This is a genomic window from Anoxybacteroides tepidamans, assembly GCF_014201465.1.
Taxonomy (GTDB): domain Bacteria; phylum Bacillota; class Bacilli; order Bacillales; family Anoxybacillaceae; genus Anoxybacteroides; species Anoxybacteroides tepidamans.
The window spans coordinates 246,894-268,510 of the sequence record NZ_JACHEP010000001.1 but is presented as its reverse complement, the minus strand read 5'-3'; the positions used below and the strand labels follow the sequence as shown (position 1 = coordinate 268,510).

General features: G+C 40.5%; 24 protein-coding genes and 1 pseudogene. 20 read left to right on the top strand and 5 right to left on the bottom strand.

The features are described from left to right. Positions 1–5 precede the first annotated feature (5 nt). The 11 genes from urtC to HNQ34_RS01330 are packed head-to-tail and all read left to right on the top strand — an operon-like array spanning position 6 to position 8,121. Complete coding sequence (gene urtC, locus HNQ34_RS01380; RefSeq protein ID WP_183250966.1) at positions 6–1,079, top strand: urea ABC transporter permease subunit UrtC; 1,074 nt, start codon at positions 6–8, stop codon at positions 1,077–1,079. Next, the gene (gene urtD, locus HNQ34_RS01375) at positions 1,036–1,785 is read left to right on the top strand and encodes an urea ABC transporter ATP-binding protein UrtD (RefSeq protein WP_042535398.1); all 750 of its coding nucleotides are present in this window, start codon (positions 1,036–1,038) and stop codon (positions 1,783–1,785) included. Before urtC ends, urtD begins: the two co-directional genes overlap by 44 nt. Beyond that, positions 1,779–2,480 (top strand): urea ABC transporter ATP-binding subunit UrtE, encoded by a 702-nt coding sequence (gene urtE, locus HNQ34_RS01370; RefSeq protein WP_183250965.1) that lies wholly within the window; start codon positions 1,779–1,781, stop codon positions 2,478–2,480. Before urtD ends, urtE begins: the two co-directional genes overlap by 7 nt. 55 nt (positions 2,481–2,535) lie before the next feature. Next, a complete protein-coding gene (locus HNQ34_RS01365; RefSeq protein ID WP_183250964.1) occupies positions 2,536–2,838 on the top strand; it encodes an urease subunit gamma in 303 nt (100 codons plus the stop codon). 12 nt (positions 2,839–2,850) lie between these two features. Beyond that, positions 2,851–3,186: an urease subunit beta gene (locus HNQ34_RS01360; protein WP_183250963.1), complete on the top strand. Its 336-nt coding sequence runs from the start codon at positions 2,851–2,853 to the stop codon at positions 3,184–3,186. Next, a complete protein-coding gene (gene ureC / locus HNQ34_RS01355; protein ID WP_183250962.1) occupies positions 3,183–4,892 on the top strand; it encodes an urease subunit alpha in 1,710 nt (569 codons plus the stop codon). Before HNQ34_RS01360 ends, ureC begins: the two co-directional genes overlap by 4 nt. An 11-nt stretch (positions 4,893–4,903) precedes the next feature. Beyond that, positions 4,904–5,353, top strand: coding sequence for an urease accessory protein UreE (ureE, locus tag HNQ34_RS01350; RefSeq protein ID WP_066324210.1), 450 nt, complete (start codon positions 4,904–4,906; stop codon positions 5,351–5,353). After that, positions 5,343–6,017, top strand: a complete 675-nt coding sequence (locus HNQ34_RS01345; RefSeq protein ID WP_183250961.1) for an urease accessory protein UreF — start codon at positions 5,343–5,345, stop codon at positions 6,015–6,017. Before ureE ends, HNQ34_RS01345 begins: the two co-directional genes overlap by 11 nt. Before the next feature lie 27 nt (positions 6,018–6,044). Beyond that, positions 6,045–6,659, top strand: a complete 615-nt coding sequence (ureG, locus tag HNQ34_RS01340) for an urease accessory protein UreG (RefSeq protein WP_183250960.1) — start codon at positions 6,045–6,047, stop codon at positions 6,657–6,659. After that, on the top strand, positions 6,656–7,471 hold the full coding sequence (locus HNQ34_RS01335; protein ID WP_183250959.1) for an urease accessory protein UreD: 816 nt from the start codon (positions 6,656–6,658) through the stop codon (positions 7,469–7,471). Before ureG ends, HNQ34_RS01335 begins: the two co-directional genes overlap by 4 nt. Before the next feature lie 23 nt (positions 7,472–7,494). Next, entirely contained in the window at positions 7,495–8,121 is a 627-nt protein-coding gene (locus HNQ34_RS01330; RefSeq protein ID WP_183250958.1) for a HoxN/HupN/NixA family nickel/cobalt transporter, read from the top strand. A gap of 183 nt (positions 8,122–8,304) precedes the next feature. On the opposite strand, the gene HNQ34_RS01325 is transcribed toward HNQ34_RS01330, so the two are convergent. After that, positions 8,305–8,511 carry a capping complex subunit for YIEGIA gene (locus tag HNQ34_RS01325; RefSeq protein WP_183250957.1) on the bottom strand — a complete coding sequence of 69 codons (207 nt, stop codon included), beginning with the start codon at positions 8,509–8,511 and terminating at the stop codon, positions 8,305–8,307. A 3-nt stretch (positions 8,512–8,514) separates the two neighbouring features. Then, positions 8,515–9,426 carry a YIEGIA domain-containing protein gene (locus HNQ34_RS01320; protein WP_183250956.1) on the bottom strand — a complete coding sequence of 304 codons (912 nt, stop codon included), beginning with the start codon at positions 9,424–9,426 and terminating at the stop codon, positions 8,515–8,517. A gap of 138 nt (positions 9,427–9,564) precedes the next feature. Here HNQ34_RS01320 and HNQ34_RS01315 point away from each other — a divergent pair, with 138 nt between their 5' ends. Beyond that, positions 9,565–10,509 carry a plastocyanin/azurin family copper-binding protein gene (locus HNQ34_RS01315; protein ID WP_183250955.1) on the top strand — a complete coding sequence of 315 codons (945 nt, stop codon included), beginning with the start codon at positions 9,565–9,567 and terminating at the stop codon, positions 10,507–10,509. Positions 10,510–10,979: 470 nt separating this feature from the next. Then, a complete protein-coding gene (locus tag HNQ34_RS17680) occupies positions 10,980–11,108 on the top strand; it encodes a hypothetical protein (protein WP_281375848.1) in 129 nt (42 codons plus the stop codon). Positions 11,109–11,442: 334 nt separating this feature from the next. On the opposite strand, the gene HNQ34_RS01310 is transcribed toward HNQ34_RS17680, so the two are convergent. The 3 genes and pseudogenes from HNQ34_RS01310 to HNQ34_RS17765 form a co-directional block, all read right to left on the bottom strand. Then, positions 11,443–12,660, bottom strand: coding sequence for an RNA-guided endonuclease InsQ/TnpB family protein (locus HNQ34_RS01310; protein WP_183250954.1), 1,218 nt, complete (start codon positions 12,658–12,660; stop codon positions 11,443–11,445). Continuing rightward, positions 12,650–13,264 (bottom strand): IS607 family transposase, encoded by a 615-nt coding sequence (locus tag HNQ34_RS01305; RefSeq protein ID WP_183251304.1) that lies wholly within the window; start codon positions 13,262–13,264, stop codon positions 12,650–12,652. The genes HNQ34_RS01310 and HNQ34_RS01305 overlap by 11 nt, the downstream gene beginning before the upstream one ends. A gap of 541 nt (positions 13,265–13,805) precedes the next feature. Next, positions 13,806–14,063, bottom strand: a pseudogene (locus HNQ34_RS17765) (YncE family protein); the annotation flags it as partial. Between the two features lie 617 nt (positions 14,064–14,680). Here HNQ34_RS17765 and HNQ34_RS01295 point away from each other — a divergent pair. From HNQ34_RS01295 to HNQ34_RS01265, 7 genes are all read left to right on the top strand, one after another. Beyond that, positions 14,681–16,534, top strand: coding sequence for a copper-translocating P-type ATPase (locus HNQ34_RS01295; protein WP_183250953.1), 1,854 nt, complete (start codon positions 14,681–14,683; stop codon positions 16,532–16,534). A 3-nt stretch (positions 16,535–16,537) separates the two neighbouring features. Further along, positions 16,538–16,918: a cupredoxin domain-containing protein gene (locus HNQ34_RS01290; protein ID WP_183250952.1), complete on the top strand. Its 381-nt coding sequence runs from the start codon at positions 16,538–16,540 to the stop codon at positions 16,916–16,918. A 61-nt stretch (positions 16,919–16,979) separates the two neighbouring features. Then, positions 16,980–17,171, top strand: coding sequence for a DUF2933 domain-containing protein (locus tag HNQ34_RS01285; protein ID WP_183250951.1), 192 nt, complete (start codon positions 16,980–16,982; stop codon positions 17,169–17,171). A gap of 134 nt (positions 17,172–17,305) precedes the next feature. Continuing rightward, the gene (locus tag HNQ34_RS01280) at positions 17,306–17,689 is read left to right on the top strand and encodes a DUF302 domain-containing protein (protein ID WP_183251302.1); all 384 of its coding nucleotides are present in this window, start codon (positions 17,306–17,308) and stop codon (positions 17,687–17,689) included. A 145-nt stretch (positions 17,690–17,834) separates the two neighbouring features. Continuing rightward, the gene (locus HNQ34_RS01275; protein ID WP_409978345.1) at positions 17,835–19,118 is read left to right on the top strand and encodes a cell wall-binding repeat-containing protein; all 1,284 of its coding nucleotides are present in this window, start codon (positions 17,835–17,837) and stop codon (positions 19,116–19,118) included. A 447-nt stretch (positions 19,119–19,565) separates the two neighbouring features. Beyond that, positions 19,566–20,939, top strand: coding sequence for a sensor histidine kinase (locus tag HNQ34_RS01270; RefSeq protein WP_183250950.1), 1,374 nt, complete (start codon positions 19,566–19,568; stop codon positions 20,937–20,939). A 5-nt stretch (positions 20,940–20,944) separates the two neighbouring features. Then, positions 20,945–21,616 carry a response regulator transcription factor gene (locus tag HNQ34_RS01265; RefSeq protein ID WP_183250949.1) on the top strand — a complete coding sequence of 224 codons (672 nt, stop codon included), beginning with the start codon at positions 20,945–20,947 and terminating at the stop codon, positions 21,614–21,616. Position 21,617 lies beyond the last annotated feature (1 nt).

The window sequence follows — 21,617 nt, the reverse complement described above, 5'->3', positions numbered from 1 at the left end:
CAAAAATGATCAAAAAGAACTGGATGTATTGGCTGTTTTTTCTTGCTTTGTTTTTAGCACCGTTTTATTTAACGGAATTTCGTTTGTCGCTGCTTGGGAAATTTCTTTGTTTTGCGATGATTGCGATCGGCATTTCTTTAATTTGGGGCTATACCGGCATTTTAAGTTTAGGTCACGGTGTATATTTTGGCTTAGGAGCTTATTGCATGGCGATGTATTTAAAACTGGAGGCTTCCGGTGGTCGTTTACCCGACTTTATGGAATGGAGCGGTGTAAATAAGCTCCCTTGGTTTTGGAAACCGTTTGAACAGCCGGTTATTGCCATTTCTTCCGCCATTATTGTTCCGGTGCTTCTAGCGATGTTTTTAAGCTATTTTACGTTTAGAAATCGAATTAAAGGTGTTTATTTTTCATTATTATCCCAAGCGATCGTGGTTGTTTTTGTGACATTATTTATCGGAAAGCAAGAATGGACCGGGGGAACAAACGGGTTAACGAATTTTTCTACCGTTTTTGGGTTCTCGCTATCTTCTCCTCTTACACAAATCGTTCTTTATTTATTAACCGTTGTTTTGCTTTTGTCGATGTTTCTTTTCTCGCGCTGGTTAACGAGGAGTCGATTCGGTCGGGTGCTTGTTGCGATTCGGGATAGTGAAAACCGGGTCCGCTTTTTAGGATTTAATCCGACTACGTATAAAGTGTTTGTATATAGCCTTTCCGCCGCTTTTGCCGGAATAGCAGGAGCGATGTTTGTGCTGCAGGTAGGGCTTATTTCTCCGGCAATGATGGGAATTATTCCTTCCATTGAAATGGTGCTATGGGTTGCCGTCGGCGGAAGAAGTTCGTTAATCGGAGCGATCATCGGTGCCATTGTGACGAACGGTGCGAAAAGCTTTTTTAGCGAAAATTATCCTGATATATGGCTGCTGTTTTTAGGGGGATTATTTATTGCTGTCGTGCTGTTCTTGCCAAACGGGCTAACAGGCGTATATCAGTCTGTTAGACAACGAAAAAAACAAGGGGAAGTGAGAGCAAATGAAGCCAGTTCTCATGTGCTGCAGCGTGTCAGTAGATTTTGACGGGTTTTATGCGTTGCAAGGGGCTGATTTGAAAGTTTATCCACATGAAGTACGATTTTTAATCGGGCCAAACGGAGCGGGAAAGACGACGCTATTAGATGTGATTTGCGGTAAAACAAGGGCAAGCAGCGGAAAAGTGTTATTTTACTCACACGATATTACCGATATGCCGGAACACAAAATTGTACAGCTTGGCATTTCTCGGAAATTTCAAAGCCCATCGATTTTTCATCAGTTGACCGTATGGGAAAACATGGAACTGGCTTTAAAACAAGATCGCGGGCTATTTGCTGTTTTACGGGCAAAGATGTCAGAGGCAGATCGGGATATGATCATCACGTTATTACAACGTATCGAATTACTCGATTATGCTGATCAAAAGGCTGGTTCTCTTTCACACGGTCAGAAGCAGTGGCTCGAAATCGGCATGCAGCTGATTCAGTTTCCTCAACTGTTGCTGCTTGATGAACCGATTGCAGGAATGAGTGCCGCGGAACGGGAACGCACAGGGGAATTGATCCATGAAATTGCTCGCGATTGTGCAGTTGTGATTGTCGAACATGATATGGATTTTGTGCGTCGTTTTTCAAAGCAAGTGACGGTGATGCATGAAGGGAAAGTATTGTGTGAAGGGACGATGGAAGACATTCAGCAAAATGAAAAAGTAGTCGAAATTTATTTAGGAAGAGAGGAGAAAGCGTGTTAAGCGTTCGAAATGTGACAGCCGGATATGAACAAAGCGTTGTGTTAGAAAACGTAAGCATGGACGTACAAAAAGGATGTGTGACGGCAGTGCTAGGGCGAAATGGTGTCGGAAAAACGACGCTTATGAAAAGCATCATCGGATTGATCAAACCGATGAGGGGCAACATCGAATGGGAGGGTGAGGATATTACATCATTGCCGCCGGAACAGAGGGTAAGAAGAGGAATTGGCTATGTTCCACAAGGAAGGGAAATTTTTCCGACATTAACGGTCGAAGAAAATTTATTGTTAGGATTCGAGGCGCTTCCTAAAAAAATCAATTCGTCACACGTTTTAGAAGAGATTTATGAATTATTTCCTATATTAAAAGACATGTTGCATCGAAAAGGAGGAGATTTAAGCGGCGGGCAACAGCAGCAGCTTGCCATTGCCCGTGCGCTGATTGGACAGCCAAAGCTGCTTTTGCTTGATGAACCGATGGAAGGCATTCAGCCATCGATCGTACAACTGATTCGTGATGTTATCATGAAAATTGCAAAAGAAAAAATGGTCGGGATTGTACTTGTCGAGCATAGCCTAGATTTAGCTTTTTCATGCGCCGACTACTTTTACATTTTCGATCGCGGCATAGTTGTTGCGCAAGGGCATGTGAGTAAAACGAGCAAAAGCGACGTTCAACAGTTTTTGACAGTGTGAATCATCTCGAGAAGAAATGCTAGTTTGCGAAATATATAGGAAGGGGAAGAGGCCATTGAAGTTAACCGCTCGTGAACAGGAGAAGTTGCTTATTGTCGTTGCAGCCGATCTCGCACGCCGCCGCAAAGAAAGAGGGGTGAAGTTAAATTATCCCGAAGCAGTCGCGCTTATTACGTATGAAATTTTAGAAGGTGCGCGAGATGGGCGGACGGTGGCGGAGTTAATGCAATACGGGACAACGATTTTATCTCGCGATGATGTAATGGAAGGGGTGCCAGAAATGATTGAAGACATACAAGTGGAAGCCACATTTCCCGACGGCACAAAGCTCGTGACGGTTCATCAGCCAATTCGTTAAAGGGGGGATACGATGATTCCAGGAGAATATTTGTTAAAAGAAGATACGATCGTTTGTAATCGCCATAAACCGATTACAAAACTGGTCGTGACAAATCGTGGAGATCGTCCGATTCAAGTTGGATCTCACTTTCACTTTTTTGAAGTGAACTCGTTTCTTGAATTTGATCGCCAATCGGCGTATGGGAAACACTTAAATATTCCAGCAGGGACGGCGGTGCGTTTTGAGCCTGGTGATGCGAAACAAGTGGAATTAGTCCCGTTTTCCGGGGAGCGCCGTGTTTACGGATTGAATCAGTTAGTCAACGGGCCGCTGGATGAAGGTGAGAAAGGGGGAGTCATGCGATGAGTTTTCAAATGTCACGGCAACAATATGCAGATATGTTTGGGCCGACAACAGGCGATTGCGTCCGTTTGGCTGATACCGATTTATGGATTGAGATTGAAAAAGATTTTACCGTTTATGGTGATGAAGTCAAATTCGGCGGCGGGAAAGTGATTCGTGACGGAATGGGACAGCATCCGCTTGCCACACGTTCGGAATCGATGGATTTAGTGCTGACAAATGCGATCATTGTTGACTATACGGGAATTTATAAAGCCGATATCGGCATTAAAGATGGGAAGATTGCGGCGATTGGGAAAGCGGGTAATCCGTTGTTGATGGACGGGGTGAATATTACGATCGGAGCAGCGACAGAAATTATTGCAGCGGAAGGAAAAATTGTCACCGCAGGGGGAATTGACGCCCATATTCACTTTATTTGCCCGCAACAAATCGAAACGGCTTTGTCATCGGGAATTACGACAATGATCGGCGGCGGAACAGGGCCGGCGACAGGGACAAATGCGACGACATGCACCCCTGGAGAATGGAACATTTATCGCATGTTGGAAGCGGCTGAAGCGTTTCCGATGAATCTAGGGTTTTTAGGGAAAGGGAACGCATCGTCGAAAGAACCGTTAGCGGAGCAAATTCGCGCAGGAGCTATTGGGTTGAAGCTTCATGAAGATTGGGGGACAACAGCCGCAGCGATTGATACGAGCTTGCAGGTCGCTGACGAATATGATGTGCAAGTGGCAATTCATACCGATACGCTGAATGAAGGGGGATTTGTTGAACATACGCTAAGGGCGATTAACGGGCGCGTGATCCACACCTATCATACGGAAGGAGCAGGCGGAGGGCATGCGCCAGATATTATTAAAGTCGCAAGTTTTCCAAATATATTACCTTCTTCTACGAATCCAACGAGACCTTACACAAAAAATACGCTAGATGAGCATTTAGATATGTTGATGGTTTGTCATCATTTAGATCCGTCTGTTCCTGAAGATATTGCTTTTGCCGATTCGCGCATTCGGAAAGAAACGATTGCGGCGGAAGATATTCTCCATGATTTAGGCGTCTTTAGCATGATTAGCTCCGATTCGCAAGCGATGGGACGCGTCGGAGAGGTAATTTTGCGAACGTGGCAAACGGCGGATAAGATGAAAAAGCAATTTGGAAAATTGCCTGAGGAGAAAGGAAGAGGCGATAATTTTCGCGTCAAACGTTACATCGCCAAATATACGATCAATCCAGCGATTACCCATGGGATTCATCAATACGTCGGATCGGTAGAAGTAGGCAAATTAGCTGATTTAGTCGTTTGGCATCCGGCATTTTTTGGCGTAAAACCGGAACTCGTTTTAAAAGGTGGCATGATTGCCTATAGTGTAATGGGGGATCCAAACGCCAGCATTCCAACACCGCAGCCAGTCATATATCGGCCGATGTTTGCGAGCTATGGAAAATCGTTATATAACACATCGATTACATTCGTATCGAAAGCAGCGTTGGAGCTTGAAATTCCACAAAAATTGAATTTGCAAAAAATGATTCGGCCGGTAGAGAATATTCGGAACTTATCTAAACATGACATGGTGCATAACAACGCGATGCCAAAGATTGAGGTCGATCCGCAAACGTACGAAGTGAAAGTGGATGGCAAGCTTATTACATGTGAACCAGCTGAAATCGTTCCGATGGCACAACGATACTTTTTATTTTGAGGTGGTCAAACATGATTGTTGAAAAAATTATTGGAAATATCCGAACATTAGATCATTTCCCGCCACACACGGAACGTGTATATATGAATAGTGATGATTTAGTGAAACGGATTCAACGAGTGGTGACGGATCATGGAACCGAAATAGGCATTCGTTTACAAGAGGCAAAGGAATTAACCGATGGCGATATTTTATTCATGGATGAGAAAAACATGATCGTTGTCAGCGTCCTTCCTGATGACTTGTTGGTCATTCGCCCGACATCGATCAAGCAGATGGGGGAAATTGCGCATCAGCTTGGGAACCGCCATTTGCCTGCACAATTCGAAGGAGAAGAAATGCTCGTTCAGTACGACTACCTAGTAGAGGAGCTTTTAAAACAGCTACATATTCCGTATCAACGGGAAAAGCGAAAAGTAAAGCAAGCATTTCGCCATATAGGACATAGCCATGCTGGATAAGCTATTGCCTTTATTGCAACTATGTGATTCCAATTTTCCTTCTGGAGCATTTTCGCACTCCTTTGGATTTGAAACGTACATTTACAACGAAAAAATCAACAACGAGAAAACGTTCCGTGAGGCGCTTTGTGCTTATATTCGAACGCAATTAACGTATATAGACGGCTTGGCATGCCGCTTAACGTATGATTTTTTACAGAAACAATCAAAGGATGATGTATGGCGGTTAAATGAAATATTGGCTGCACTTTGTTTGGCGAGAGAAACGAGAGAAGGAACGCGGATGATCGGGGAACGAATGTGGAAGCTTTGCCGTGAAATTTATCCTTTTGAGATATGGAACGATGATAAAGAAAAGCGAGATTACATTCATCCAGCCATTGTGTTTGCGATTGTATGTGATCATTTAGAGATCCCGAAAGATATAACGGTTTTATCGTATTTATATACATCTGTCCAAACGCTTGTTCAAAATGCGGTTCGCGGCATTCCGCTCGGTCAAACCGACGGACAAAAGCTGCTCGTTTTTGTCCAACCTTATCTAATTGAAGCGGTTCAAACCATTGATGCTTTAACCGAAGAAGATCTAGGGGCTGTAACGCCGGGGCTAGAAATTGCCCAAATGCAGCATGAACAGCTTTCTGTCCGCTTATTTATGTCTTAATGTTAGAAAAAGGAGATGGAATAAAAGATGGAACCAGTAAGAATTGGAATTGGGGGCCCGGTTGGTGCCGGAAAAACGATGCTTGTTGAAAAACTGACGAGGGCGATGCATCGTGAGTTCAGCATCGCCGTTGTAACGAATGATATATACACAAAGGAAGATGCGCAATTTTTAGTGAAACATAGCGTGTTGCCGGAAGATCGGATTATCGGGGTGGAAACAGGGGGATGTCCGCATACCGCCATTCGTGAAGATGCTTCGATGAATTTTGCGGCAATTGATGAGTTGAAAAGGCGCCATCCGGATGTTGAGATTATTTTTATTGAGAGCGGCGGCGATAATTTGGCTGCTACGTTCAGCCCGGAGCTCGTTGACTTTTCGATTTATGTCATCGATGTGGCGCAAGGAGAAAAAATCCCGCGTAAAGGCGGACAAGGAATGATTAAATCCGATCTATTAGTAATTAATAAAATTGATCTTGCTCCTTATGTCGGGGCTAGTTTAGAAGTGATGGAAAGAGATGCAAAAGCGGCACGTGGAACGAAACCAGTTATTTTTACAAATTTAAAGGAAGAAATTGGATTGGATGAAGTGGTCGAATGGATGAAAAAACAAGTATTATTGGTAGGGTTAGAGGGATGAACTGGTCGGGCTTGTTGCAATGTACGGCCGTGGAGAAAAATGGCCGTACGATTGTTTCTGACTGCTATTATGAAGGGGCTTTTAAGCTAGCCCGGCCCATCTATCTTCACCCTTCCCAGCCAACGATTTATTTGATGCATGTAGGAGGGGGGTATGTCGACGGAGACCGATATAAGACGGAGATCTCTTTGCAAAAACAAGCAAGGATGATTGTGACAACGCAGTCGGCAACGAAAATTTATAAGACGGTGAAGACGCCGGTACAACAATATACATCGTTTTTTCTTGATGATCAAAGCGTGCTCGAATTTTTTCCTGATCCGGTTATCGCTTACGAAAAAGCGAAATTTTATCAAGAGACGACTGTGTATATGAAAGAAAGCGCGACGTTTATATATGGAGACATTATAACGCCTGGCTGGTCAGAAAGCGGTGGGCTGTTTCGCTACGATTGGATTCGTTCAAAATTAAAGATCTATTACGAAGGTCATTTAAAGTTATTCGATCACCTTTATTTAGAACCAAGCAAAGGAATTACTGGAATTTTTCAGATGGAAGAGTATACTTATATTGGATCTCTTTTTGTCGTTAGTCCTTTGATCACAAAGGACGTTCTTAAAAAATTTGAAAACATTGCAGCGCATTTCCCTAACGAAGCCCATTTTGGATGGTCCACTCCGGCTGTTCCGGGACTTGTTGTTCGTATTTTAGCCCGCGAAACGTACATTATTGAGACTATTTTTCAACTTATCCACCAATTGATTCGGGAGGAATGTTTTCAGGAAGAACCGATTTTTTTAAGGAAGTACTAAAAAGAGAAGGGGTTGGAACATTAGTGAGCACCGTATGGCCGACATTGCTTTTTGGATTTATTTTAGGTATTAGACATGCCACAGAGCCGGACCATGTCATTGCTGTATCAACGATTGCCAGTCGGACGAAGAAGCTTTCGCTTTCGTCGCTCGCAGGGGTTTTTTGGGGAATTGGCCACACAGCAACATTATTTGTCGTAGGAATGATCGTGATCGGGCTGGAACAACAAATACCGGAAACCGCAGCGATGTGGCTGGAACTAGCGGTTGGAGTGATGATCGTCGTTTTAGGGATTACGAGTTTTCGGTCATCGAATGTTATTTCTAGTCAAAAGGAAGTAAGCATAAGCCATCTTCATGTGAAATCGACAGTGGTTGGTATTGTTCACGGGTTAGCCGGCAGCGCCGGAATGGTGCTGTTGACGTTAACGACTGTCGATACACGGTTGCAAGCGGTATTATTTATATTGATATTCGGAGTCGGAACGATTATGGGAATGATGCTATTTACGACATTTCTTGGTTTACCATTTATTTGGATTAAAAGTAAACAAATGGTTTATCAGTTCACCATTAAAGCCGTTTCGTTGATTAGTATCGTATATGGTTTATATTACATGTATCGCATAAGTAGTGAAATCATTGTTTAATCGTTTGCAAGGTTCGAAACGACAAGCATTGAGCAAGTTCAGCGTGTTGATTCACCAATAAAAACCAATTGGAACTAGTTTATTCATCATTGATCTAGCACCCAGCGGCAAGGAAGTATTTTGGCAAGGGGCGTTTTCATCCTTCCGCGGGTGATGTACTTTTTTGGCGTCATAGATGTCGATTTAAACCCTGATGATAAGGTAATCGCCGTTTTTCATTTTTACCACATCTGCCTTCATTGCTTTTGCGATATCTTGTGTCATCGCTTTTTGTTGTTCCTCATTCTCCGCCCACAACGCTAGCTGGCTTCCACCTAAAATTCGTTCTTTCTTTAAAGTGATAATGGCTAATATTGTGTAGGTAGGTCGTTCTGATGATTCACGTCCCATCTGCTATTCCCTCCCAAATAAGTTTGTATCCATTACGGAATGGCTCTTTTTTACACTCTCGAGAACGGGTGTTTTTTTTACTGCTTCGATCAGTTTGTTAACATCTTTGATAATCGGGACTAATGTGATAACAATTTTTCCTTTTTCGTACTCTTTTCGTGTAAAGTGATAACGCTTTACTCCAACCGCTCGAGTTGCTTCGAATAAGGCTGCCTGCCTTTGACCATAATGGTCTAAAGCAATTCTAAAATGTTCTTCACGTGGAATAATGACAACGGCTAACCCTTCTTTTTGAAACATATTTGCGGCGTTTTCGGTACCAAGGAGATTGGAAACAAAAATACCGTCGACAAAAAGCTCCGACTCTCTGACTTCTATTTTTCCTTCTTTAACGTCAGCAATATCACCAAGCACTTTTCCTTTGGAAAAACGCTTTATTACATAAAGGACGATAAGCCCTGTTATTGTTCCTGACATGACATTGATCGATATGAATTTACTATCAACCAACTGAATTGTTAATGCGGTTGTAAAGGAAACGATCAAGGCAAAGTAATTACGTGCCTCAAATGTCTTGGCAATCCCGTCGATATAGGCATCACCACGATAAGCAGACTCCGTATTTTCTAAATCCTTCAAACTTTCTTTTTCTGCTTTTCTAACATCTCGAAACTGTTGTATTGCTAAAGCCAAAAAAGTAACAGCGACAAAATTTTTCGTCATAAGGGCTGGGATAGCGACTGCTCCTAACGAAGCGGCAACAAAACCGGTCACTAGATGTATTAAATATCCATTAGGATAAGTGGGATATTGTCTAAAATCTTCTTTAATGGTTAAAGCTCGGGCCATTGTTCCGACAATAGTAGCTGTCACGATGATGATCAGATGGTCAGTTGAAATAATGTTTTCTTTCATAATTAGTCACCTAATGAAAAGTTTTTTCTTAATTTGGCTAACTTAGTAAAAAATAATTCATTCATTTAATAAAGGACTAACGAACTGCTTGCCCACATATATGTATACAAATAAAAACTTACAGGGAGGGACAATTCATTGTCGATTTTATTAACGGGGATCATTGTAGCGGCTTTATCTTTGATTGTTATTGTTTTCGTATTTATAAAAAGAAAGGAAATTACATGTATGACTGGCATGATGGTGGCGATGGCTTTAGGAATGCTAGTCGGACTAACAGGTGGTTTGCAGGTCGGCATTTTGTACAGCGGTAACCTCTTTTTCTCAACCGTTTTAGGAACAGGAATTGGATTGTTAGCCGGTTTTTTGGCCGGTTTACCGGTTAGTATCATGGCGATGATGGACGGGGTTTTGTCGGGCATTATGGGCGGGATGATGGGAGCGATGTTAGGAGAAATGATTTCACCGGAATACCAACATTCAATGATTCGTGTCATGCTCGTCATATTTGTTGGGATGATTTTGATTGTTTTGTACATGCTTCAACAAGAAACCGGTTTTAATCGTTTATCTTTTATGAACAAAGTATTTCATAATCCGCTGTTATTAGCAGTCGCCTTTTTGCTGTTTTTCTACACATATAACCGCTTATATCACGAGCTTGATCAAAACAATCATACGTCAATAAAAAACTCCCCTATGAATTACTCTATGACCAATCATAAGTTATCTGTTTCGCCGTTGAATTCGAATGCAAAATTGAGAAAAGTAGTCATTGAAGCAACCGAATTTGCTTACTTCCCCAAGGATTTCAAACTTACTATAGGGCAACCAGTCGCCTTAATTTTTAAAAATAGCGGTGAAATGGAACATGATATTGCATTCGAAAATATGAAAGCCTCTCTTTTACAACAGAGTGGTCATGGGAATCATTCAAAAAATCAAACCGTTCATATTCATTCTTTGCCGGGAAAAACAGCGGAGATGACGTTCATACCAATAAAAAGCGGTGTGTTTCGATTTTATTGTACAGTTCCTGGGCATAAAGAATCTGGTATGGTTGGATTCGTCGAAGTTTCTTAAAGAAGCGGAATGGATGCCGAGACATTCTCGGCTTTTATTTTTATGTAAACATAAAGTATGATTATGATGACAGGAGCAATTTATTTTTGAAAACATCTAATTGTCAAATAACTCCCACGACAAAAATTTGTGGATTTTTATCAACACTTTCTCCATACTTTTTCTTTATTCTAAAATCATAGTAAGGAAGGGGATGGCGAAAAAATTGTAAATAGGATCTTTGTTGTTACGTTAGTATTAGGAATAGAAATTGAAGTATTTGCAAATCGTAATGGTGTTGGCGAAGGTACTTTCAATTTCGGTCAGATGCTCCTATGAAGAAAATATTAACCTAATTTATTTGAAATCGAGCTAGAAATGTATTATCCATGCCGTGGCATAAATGGTGCAGTGCTAAGTAAAACGTTGAATACATGGAACCTAAAGGAATAACGATGAGCAATGTTTAAATAATTTGAGAGGTGATGATCATGATGGGTGGTATGATGAGTGGTTGGGGGATGATGGGCTTTGGAATTCTCGGCTGGTTCCTTAATTTGCTTGTCATTGGATTGGTTGTCTATTTTGCAGTAAAACTCGCATTACGTAATAAAGATTAACACAAGATATCGTGAATTACTTGCGACTTAGCGAACGCTTGAAGTGAGAACTTCTCACTATGATGAAAGCGACTTTTCGTCTCTTCTAAGCGTAGCTTCGGGTCGTTCCAACCATAGATGTCCGACCATTCGGAGGCTCTTTTGTTTGGATATTTTATCATTCTAGCCGAGAAGCCCCCCACTTCAACCGCAGGTAATATGATGAATACGGCATCAATGTAGGAGGACCGCCGCCAAGACCGTTAGATATATTTGACGCTTAGGTTATCAATTTTATTAAAATCATAAAATAACGACAAAGATTTTAATAAAATTGTTTATCAGTCCATGTAGATTAAGCTACATGTACTCTGATTGGGTGTAACCCCACACCCTCTATCCCATTGGCAAACGCCTTTGGGAATACTTTTCTCATGATGTTGTATGCCCCATTGACATCTGCGTTGATGAGCGTTCCGTTTGCGGATTGAAACAATCCTCGTTTGATGCGCTTTCCTTTGTACTGTTTTTGTTTCTTGATTTCTTCCATGTCTAAAAAACTACATTTGGATGTATAGCTTTCTTCCGTGACGATGACACGAATACCATGCTGTTCTGCTTTGTACCTCAATTGATGAATAAACGTTTGATACGGAATGTGGACGAACGATTGATTCGTGCGCTTTCCAAGATTTACTTCACGTTTCCAATCTTTATTCATCCCAACAACAATCGTATAACAGTCCAAAGACAACGCATATTTGATGACAAAGCGACTTGCTTGGTGCATAAAGTTTTCAACGATATGGTTTCGTTTTTCTGTCCATCTACTCATTCGTTTTGTCCAATCTAAGCGATTCATCTGTTTCGCCACTTTGCGATAATGGCTTATTTGTTTGTTGTAGTATTGATTGACGGATTTTAGACCTTTACCATTGATGGCGACGGGTTGGGCGTCTACATTGTTGACAATGGTTGCGAAGTTATCTAATCCTAAATCAATACTCAAATATTTACCATGATCTTGTTTTTGTTTTGGAATACTTATTTTATAAACGACTTCGATGACGATATGGCGGTGTTTGGGAATGAATCTGACTTGTTGTAACTTTCCTTTTATCGCTGTCTTTAGCCGAAAACCTTGAAAACATTCGGGGAACACAATGTCATCATCTTTTATTTTGCATGATTGGTTTGTTAGCACAAGCACATATCGTCCGTCTTTTTTTAAATATTTCGGCGGCTTCGGTCTGCCTGTATATTTTTCTTTGTTTTTACTCCAATCTTTCATTGCTTTAAAAAACGATTTCCAGTTTTGATGCAACATTCTTAACGTTTGTTGTGCACATTGAGCAAGCGGCATCGCCCGATAGTCTGCGTCCATTCCTTCCGTTTTGAGCAGTTTGTCTAGCTTATTGTAAGAAAGGTATGTGCCATTTTGAAAAAAAGTTTGCCTGACTTGATAGTTTGCAAAGTTGTACAAATTCTTTGATTGGAAGCAATATTCGTCTAACATGTGATAATAAGGATGAGTAGGACAAATGATATGCCTTTCAACACGATTAACTTCCATCTTCGCCATTCACCTCCTTTTCTTCTAATATCTTTTTTATTTTTTGTCCTTTTCTTTTAGAGTATAATCTCATCGAATAACCATGCAAGAAATGAACGATTTCTTCAAACACTTCTTCGCTGTCTAGCTTTGGAGATCCTTCTTCGCTCATGACTACAATTTCACAATGATATTTCTTAAACAGATGAGAAAATAATTCAAACCCTACTCTGCTTAATCTGTCTTTATAAGTAATGACAACCCTTTCTACTTTTCCTGCCATGACATCGTCAAGTAATTTGAAAAAGTCTTTTCTCTTTTCAAAACTGATGCCACTTGCTACATCTGAAAATACTTTTGACACAGAATACCCATTTGCAAAACAAAATTGTTTTAGCATCTGAATTTGATTTTCTAAATCAGCTTTCTGTTTTGGTGTAGAAACTCTCGCATATATATAAGTTTTTCTTTCTACCCCTTTGTTGAACAACTTATACACACTATCTTTATCATAATCATATCTACCATTAGGTAGAATATTTACTTTGATTACCCCTTCTTTAACGTATTTTGTTAAAGTAGGTCTTGATATTTGAAGCAATTCTAATACTTCTTTTGCTTTTATTGGAATCACCACCTTTCGCAATATGATGATAACATATTGCCAGATCAAAAATAACTATTTTTATAAAAATTTTTAATTATTTGGTTAATTTTATTATCCATATTCAGGATGGCAATGTTTATATTGCTGCAGGCGTGTTGATTAACCATTAAAAACCAATTGATAGCGCTCTATTCCTAGCTTTTCTGCCGCAGTTGGCTAAGCTCCGCTTGCCAACTGGGCATGCTGTGCGCATGCCCTCCTCGAACAAGGAACGCTTTGCGGGCAAATGACATTTGCCTGCCGGCGTTCTTGTTCGAGGGAAGAGGCAGAAAAGCTTGTGTTCAACCAGAGGATTCTATGTTTTTTAGTAAAATAATGGATAATCAACACTCGTGATATTGCTGTACTGAGCCCGAGAAAAAGAGAAAAATAAAAAAGACTAAAGGGATGCTGCCACAATAAAAATGAAAATCAGAAGAAAATCCCCTTGTTTTTTTCATCATTCCGTAAATAGAAAAGAAGAGCAGCAGGCTGAAAAATTCAACCTGCTGCTTTTTATTTATGGCATGATGCTGATCCCGTTCGGAATTTCACCTACTTGAATCGTTTTGATTACTTTGCTTTGCTCTTTATCAATGACACTCACCGTGTTGTCAAACATATTGGTGACGAAAACATATTTTTGATTCGGACTTGTGACAACTCCGTGCGCTCCTTTACCTGTTTCAATTGTGGCAACTACTTGTTTCGTTTTTATGTTTATTTTGCTTACGGAATGAGATGGTGCATTTTTCGTCCCTTGATTTGCATAGGCAAATTAGGGTTATAATGAAGTATATAAATTGAAATTTTGTTTTACATCCTAATTTTTTGTGAACATGCAAGATGAATCACTTTATTGCAAACCAAATTTGGAAACAGTCTTGCGGAAATTCTTTATTGCAACCTATATAGTTAAAATGCATTCATCACGGATTCAGGTGTCACTTAATTTTCTGAATTTCTCCATAGAATCTCCATGTTTTATTTTTAACATGATTATATAAATAAAGAAAAAATATACAATTTTTTCACGGAGGGGAAATTATGGAGGGAAATAAACATATTTCTAGCACCCATAACAAAAATCATCATCATGACCACCATCATCATGACCATGGTCATCATCACGCTCACCATCAAAAGAAACATTCATGCCATCACGAATCCAACACTTTCAGTTCTAGCTCGATACACTCGGATACCTCACATCAAACAGAAGAGAGAGAAAAACACGAAAATGATGAACAATTGTATCGAGAACTAATGAAAAAATGGTGGTTTGCCGGAATATTGTCAGTTCCTGTTATATTGGTATCTTATCCAGATTTTTTTCCAATCATAAGAAATTTGTTGCCTATGGGAAGCAGTCAACTCTGGTTTAGCAGACTGCTCATGGCAGTAGTAGCCTTAATTGTGATGATTTATAGCGGAAGCCAGTTTTTCATTGGGGCATGGGAAGGATTAAAACAACGTTCAGCCAATATGCATACACTGATTGCCATCGGGATCAGTGCGGCATGGATTTATTCGGTTGTCGCCTTGCTTTGGCCGGACTTATTTCCAGATCCATCGATGGCGGAAGTGTATTACGATGTTTCAACGGTTGTCACTGCGTTAGTCGTATTAGGAATGGCGATGGAAGAAAAAGCGAAGGGCAAATCATCTGAAGCAATTAAAAGACTCATTGGTTTACAACCTAAGACGGCTCGGGTGTTAAAAGACGGAGTGGAAACAGAAATTCCTGTATCGCAAATTCAGATCGGGGATCTCGTTGTTGTACGTCCCGGTGAAAAGATACCGGTGGACGGAATCATTCTTGACGGAAGTTCAGCTGTTGATGAATCGATGTTGACCGGCGAATCATTGCCTGTACAGAAAGTTCAAGGTGACGAAGTATTTGGCGGCACGATGAATAAAACAGGGAGCTTCACATTTCAGGTGACAAAGTCGCCGGATGATACCGCATTATCTAATATCATCAACATGGTGAAGCAAGCTCAAGGTTCCCGTATCCCTGTCCAACGAATTGTTGATAAAGTTTCTGCGATTTTTACTCCGAGTGTAATCATTTTATCTATCATTGGGTACTTAATTTGGTTTAATTTCGGTCCTTCACCTTCAAGTATGTATGCTCTAATTGTTTTAGTGACGACGCTCATTATTGCCTGTCCTTGTGCATTAGGAATGGCCACTCCTATGTCTTTAACAACCGGGATAGGCAAAGGAGCGGAAAACGGGATTCTCATCCGTTCCGGCGAAGCGCTACAAATCGCCCAGAAATTAACGACCATCGTTTTAGATAAGACGGGGACGATCACCATGGGAAAACCTTCATTAACCGATGTGATCGCTGTTGGTTCACTCAAAGAAGAAGAATTAATTTATTTAGCGGCAACGCTTGAACAAGGATCGGAACATCCGTTAGCAGGTGCAATACTTGAAGCAGCTAAAGAGAAAAATATATTGCTAGGAAAAACCAAAAACTTTGAAGCTATACCGGGGCATGGGGTGCAAGGATGGATTGATGATCGCCATGTTCTATTCGGAAACTTGAAACTCATGAAGAAAGGCAACATTGCAACAGAAGTTTATATACAACATGCTGAAAGATTGGCGGACGAAGGAAAAACACCAATGTTTTTGGCGGTTGATGGAAAACCGGAAGGAGTCATCTCTGTAGCGGATACGGTGAAACAAGATTCTTTAGAGGCAATTACAGCAATGAAAAACATCGGATTAGAGGTAATCATGGTTACGGGCGATAACGAACGAACGGCGCGTGCAATCGCGAAAAAGGTAGGGATTACCAATGTCATCTCCGATGTGCTCCCGCAGAATAAAGCAGAAATTGTTCGGAAACTGCAAGCAGATGGAAAAAAAGTAGCGATGGTGGGAGACGGGATCAATGATGCTCCGGCACTTACGCAGGCAGATATCGGAATGGCAATTGGAACCGGTACAGATGTAGCGATTGAAGCGAGTGATATTACCCTTGTTAAAGGAAGTTTAAAATCGGTAGTGCAAGCGATTCAAATTAGTCGGACAACGATGAGAAATGTATATCAAAATTTAATTGGTGCGTTCATTTATAATGCACTAGGCATCCCAATCGCTCTTGGCGTGCTCTATCCATTGACCGGTTCATTATTGTCTCCGCTTGTAGCCGCAGCGGCAATGGCGTTTAGCTCTGTTACCGTTGTAGCAAACGCCAATCGCCTGAAACGTTTTAAACCAAAGGAGGTATGATTGATGGATATGACTCAAATGATCGTTAATGTGAGTGGGCTGCTCCTTATTGTTTTCGTTGCTTGGTTTTTCTGGGGGCCTAAAAAGGGCGGATACAAAGCTACCTTCACCCCATCTGGATATCAAGAAGCAGAAATAATTGTCAAAGGTGGCTATACTCCACATATTGTTGTAGTAAAAAAAGGAAAGCCGGTGAAGTTTCAATTTATTCGAAAAGAGGAAAACTCTTGTTCGGAAATGGTTGTATTTCCTGAATTCAATAAAAGTGCGGTTCTCCCTGTTGGGGAAAAGGTGACGGTTGAATTTCTGCCAAAAGAAAGCGGAGAATATTCGTTTCAATGTCAAATGGGGATGTATCGCGGGAAAGTAGTTGTCCAGGATTAAAAGATGACATAGTGGTTTTTTCATAAAAGGTAAACTAAGCGGAAGAGGAGAGAGAGACTGAATGAATTGGGCTAATCTGTTAATATTGTTACTATGTCCTTTAATGATGCTATTTTGTATGAGAGGACATAAGCATCATAAACATCATGATCATCATTCTTCTGATCATCATTCCATCAAGAAATTACAGGATCAGATTACACAATTACAGGCAGACAATGAACAATTAAAGGAACAATTAAAAAGTAAATGAGTGGTGAGAAGTGTGTACTAAAAGTGCTCGCTTTTAGTACACACTTGGCTTTTATGTTATATTATTATTAAGTTTTACATACAACTAAGTGGAATAACATGCAAAAATATGTTGGAGAAAGGTGGGTGATGAAAGTGTTTCATTATACGGTTGAAGTACAAAGGGAAATGAATGAAACGATGGAAGTATTGGAGGAGAGTTTAAAAAGGGAAGGATTCGGAGTTTTGTGGAAATTTAGCGTCACGGAAAAGCTTCAAGAAAAAGGGTTCGATTTTCAAACACCGTTTGTGATTTTGGAAGTATGCAATCCTCAAGAGGCAGCGCGTGTACTTTCTGAAAATTTATTGGCAGGTTATTTTTTGCCATGCAAAATCGTGGTGTATAAAGAAAATGAAACGACAAAAATTGGGATGCCAAAACCAACCATGTTGATCAGCATGATGAATAATGAACAATTGGAACACTTAGCCGAGGATATTGAAAAAAGATTGATATCCTGCATCAATGAGTGTAAATAAAATAAAGTGAAAATCACATTATTTTTTGATAAAAAGCCTTTCATTAGGCTTTTTTTTTTTTTGGAATTTGGGAAAAGTTTAAAAGTAATAACAAATGGGGATAAATACAATAAAGAAAAGATTCTTTCAGGGAGGATTACATATGATCAGTAAATTACGTAGGGGAGCCCTAGTAGCTATGCTACCTGTCTTGATTGTTACCGGATGTAACAATCAAAACAATGACCATAATCAAATGAATCAAGGGGTAAAAAAAATGGATGGTGCGAATATGGATATGTCCGCCAATGATAAAGACAAAGGTAACAAAACAAATGAAATGGAGTTCGCGAAGCCGCCAAACTCATTCAACCGTTTAGCAAGCCAAAACATGATCGTAACAGCGACGAAAAACGTTACCCGTATCAACACAGATGATCCTATTGAGTTATCCGTCATGGTTTCACAAACGGTTTGGCCTGCCACTCATAAAGAAAACCAGCCCGGCGGAATTATTTTAGTACCTGTTGAAAGCTGGCAAATCGCATTGGCAAGTGTAGACTTAATTCATCATCCGAACAACGGCCCTGTTTTATTTACAAAAGATCAAAAAATACCGGATGCCGTCTTAAAGGAAATAAACCGCCTTCAGCCTTTAGGCACAGCTGACGGTACGCAAATTATGGTGATGGGAAATCTCGAGAAAAGCGAACTAAATAAATTAAAGAATTTTAAGCTGAAACAAATTAGTGAAACAGATCCGGCTGCGTTTGCGAAAGAAATTGACCGATTTTACAGCGACATTGCCGGGAAGACTCCGCAAAGCGTGATGATTGGTTCTTTGGAAGATAAGGCAAAATTGTACACTCTTATAGCTGCCAATTGGATTGCCCACATGGAAGAACCGTTGTTGTATGTTACGGGAAATGACATTCCACAGCCAACGAAAGAGGCGTTACAGCAAAGAAAAGGAAAAGCAAATATATACCTTTTAGGTCCCGAATCAGTCATCTCTAAAAAAGTGGAAAACGAATTAACATCATTTGGCACCGTTGTCCGAATCGCGGGCGATACACCGGTGCAGCAATCCGTTTCTTTTGCTACTTATAAAGATGAAAAAACAAAATTTGGCTGGGGGCTAAATAATCCGGGGCATGGCGTATCATTTATTTCAACGAAAACCCCTGAATTAGCGATTGCAGCTGCACCATTTTCTCATCTAGGAAAGCACGCACCTTTAATATGGCTAGAGAATGGAGCATTAACGACGGATGTATATGAATTTTTAGCTCGTTTAAAACCAACTTTTACTGTTGAGCCAACAGAGGGACCGTATAACCATGCATTTTTATCTGGCACATTCCGCTCCATCCCTTATCAAACGCAAGGAATTATTGACGAAAAGCTCGAAATTGTTCCGGCAACGGGAAAAGGACGTGCGGCGCATTAAGAAGAATACCTAAATCTATATGTTGTGTTCCGTTTAAGGGCAGGCGACCTTTTGAGCCAGCCTCTTTTTTATGCATAAATTTCAGTAAATACATAAGGAAAGAACAGCAGGCTTACCTCAACCTGCTGTTTACATTTACGATACGATGATACTGATGCCATTAATAAATAGCTCTCAACTGTTACAATTTATTGAAATCCATCAATTCTGCAAATTTATCCTGTAAAATAAAAAATAATCTAAATTAAAGGATGGTTTCAATCAGAAGTTGAATTTTTTGAGGCGAAGAAGTATCGATCTCTTATGGAGTCAGTCTATCGATGGGTAATAAACAAAAATTTAAAACGGTTTATAGCGGCAATAAAAGATAAACAACAATTCTTTTTTACGCATTTGTTTGTTATTATTATAGAGGAATAAAGAGCTCTTATTAAGGAAGGGACAAACGTGCGAAAAATTTCGTTTAAGTTAGGGCTATTATTTTTTGTCTTTGTGCTAGGAATCGAAACGGTTTTATTTGCGTCGTTATATGTGACACTTGTTAACGTTAGAATTAATGAAGAATTTGAGCAACTGTTGGCAAGAGGGAACAATCACCGTGATATATTGGAAAAAAACTATCACCCTTCCACGTTAGAACATGTCGTCATGATGGAGTCTGAAGCGGAAACGGATGTTGTCATTACAGATGCGAAAGGGAATATTTTGTATTTTTCCGATCACATTTTGCCGTTTGCGAAAAAAATCATTCCGTATGCCGATGTCCGCGACATTCCTCATAGCGGGATGGTCGTGCAAAAAAACTGGAAAAAGGAGTCGTATATCGCCACCGCCAGCCCGATTCGGATTGACGGGAAGAGCAAAGGATATGTGTATATGTTTCAACGCACGGCTTCCATTCAAAACATGATTGATAAGCTAAAACACCATTTTCTAGTCGTTGGCATTCTTTCCGTCTTTTTGACGATTATGACGATTGCTTTTTTATCAAGAGTCATTACGATTCCGCTCATTCGGATGAAACAAGCGACCGAAAAATTAAGTAAGGGGGACTTTTCTGTCCGCCTGCAAGTAAAAGGAGAAGATGAGTTGGCACAGTTAGGCAAAGCGATTCAAACGTTGGCAAGGGATTTAGAATACTTAAAAAAAGAAAGAAATGAATTTCTCGCCAGTATTTCTCATGAGCTCCGCACTCCGCTCACGTACGTTAAAGGATATGCAGACATCGCGAGAAGGCCAACTATCGAGGAGGAAGAAAGAGCAAAATATTTGTCCATTATTTATGAAGAAGCAGAGCATATGCAAAAATTAGTGAAAGACTTGTTTGAGCTCGCGAAAATGGATCAACATTCGTTTCAAATCCAGAAAGAGCCAACTTCACTGTGCCTTTTTTTGAAAAAAGTATACGAGAAAATGTATCCTGCTTTTCAGACGAAAAATATGTCTCTTGTCTACCACTGCGATGAAAACATTACCGTCCATATCGACCAACAGCGTTTTGAGCAAGTGATGATGAATCTTTTGGACAATGCGTTAAAATATTCTCATCAAGGTTCTACCGTTGCCATTGATGTAAGAATCGAAAAAAAGAACGTGATGATCATGATTTACGACGAAGGAATAGGAATTCCTGAAGCAGATTTGCCGCATATTTTTGAACGATTTTACAGGGTGGATAAATCACGATCGCGAACAGGCGGAGGGACGGGATTAGGCTTGGCGATTGTGAAAGAAATTGTCGAAGCGCACGGCGGTTCGATTTATGCAACGAGCCAATTCGGAAAAGGGACAAACATGATCATTACATTGCCGAGGGGTTGATGAAGGTGTACACGGTTTTATTGGTTGATGACGAAAAACGAATGTTGGATTTATTAGAGCTGTATCTTGCACCGAAAGGATATCATTGTGTTAAATGCGAGTCAGGAGTAGCGGCGATCCGCTATTTGGAAAATAATAAAGCGGACCTCGTTTTGCTTGATGTGATGATGCCAGAGATGGACGGATGGGAAACGTGCAAACAAATAAGAGAGTTTTCGAATGTCCCAATTATTATGGTAACAGCAAGAGGGGAAACGACAGATGTTGTCCAAGGGTTGAAAATCGGAGCAGATGATTATATTACAAAACCGTTTGACGAATCTGAGCTGCTCGCTCGGATTGAGGCGGTATTGCGCCGGTCTGTAGGAAAACAAGCGAAACTGGAGTTTAACGGCTTAGTTTGGGATGAGGCGCAACATAAAGTCCAATATGCTGGGCACGATATTTTTCTCACGCCAAAAGAGTTTGCCATTTTAGGACTTTTTCTCAAAAATCCAAACAGGGTATTTAGCCGAGAGCAATTGATCGTGACATTATGGGGATATAACGCTAATACGGAAGAGCGGACCGTCGATTCGCATGTGAAAAATATTCGCGAAAAGCTCCGCCAAGCTGGTTTTCCGATCGATCAATTTCTGCAAACCGTTTGGGGTGTAGGATATAAATGGGGGGGATAAG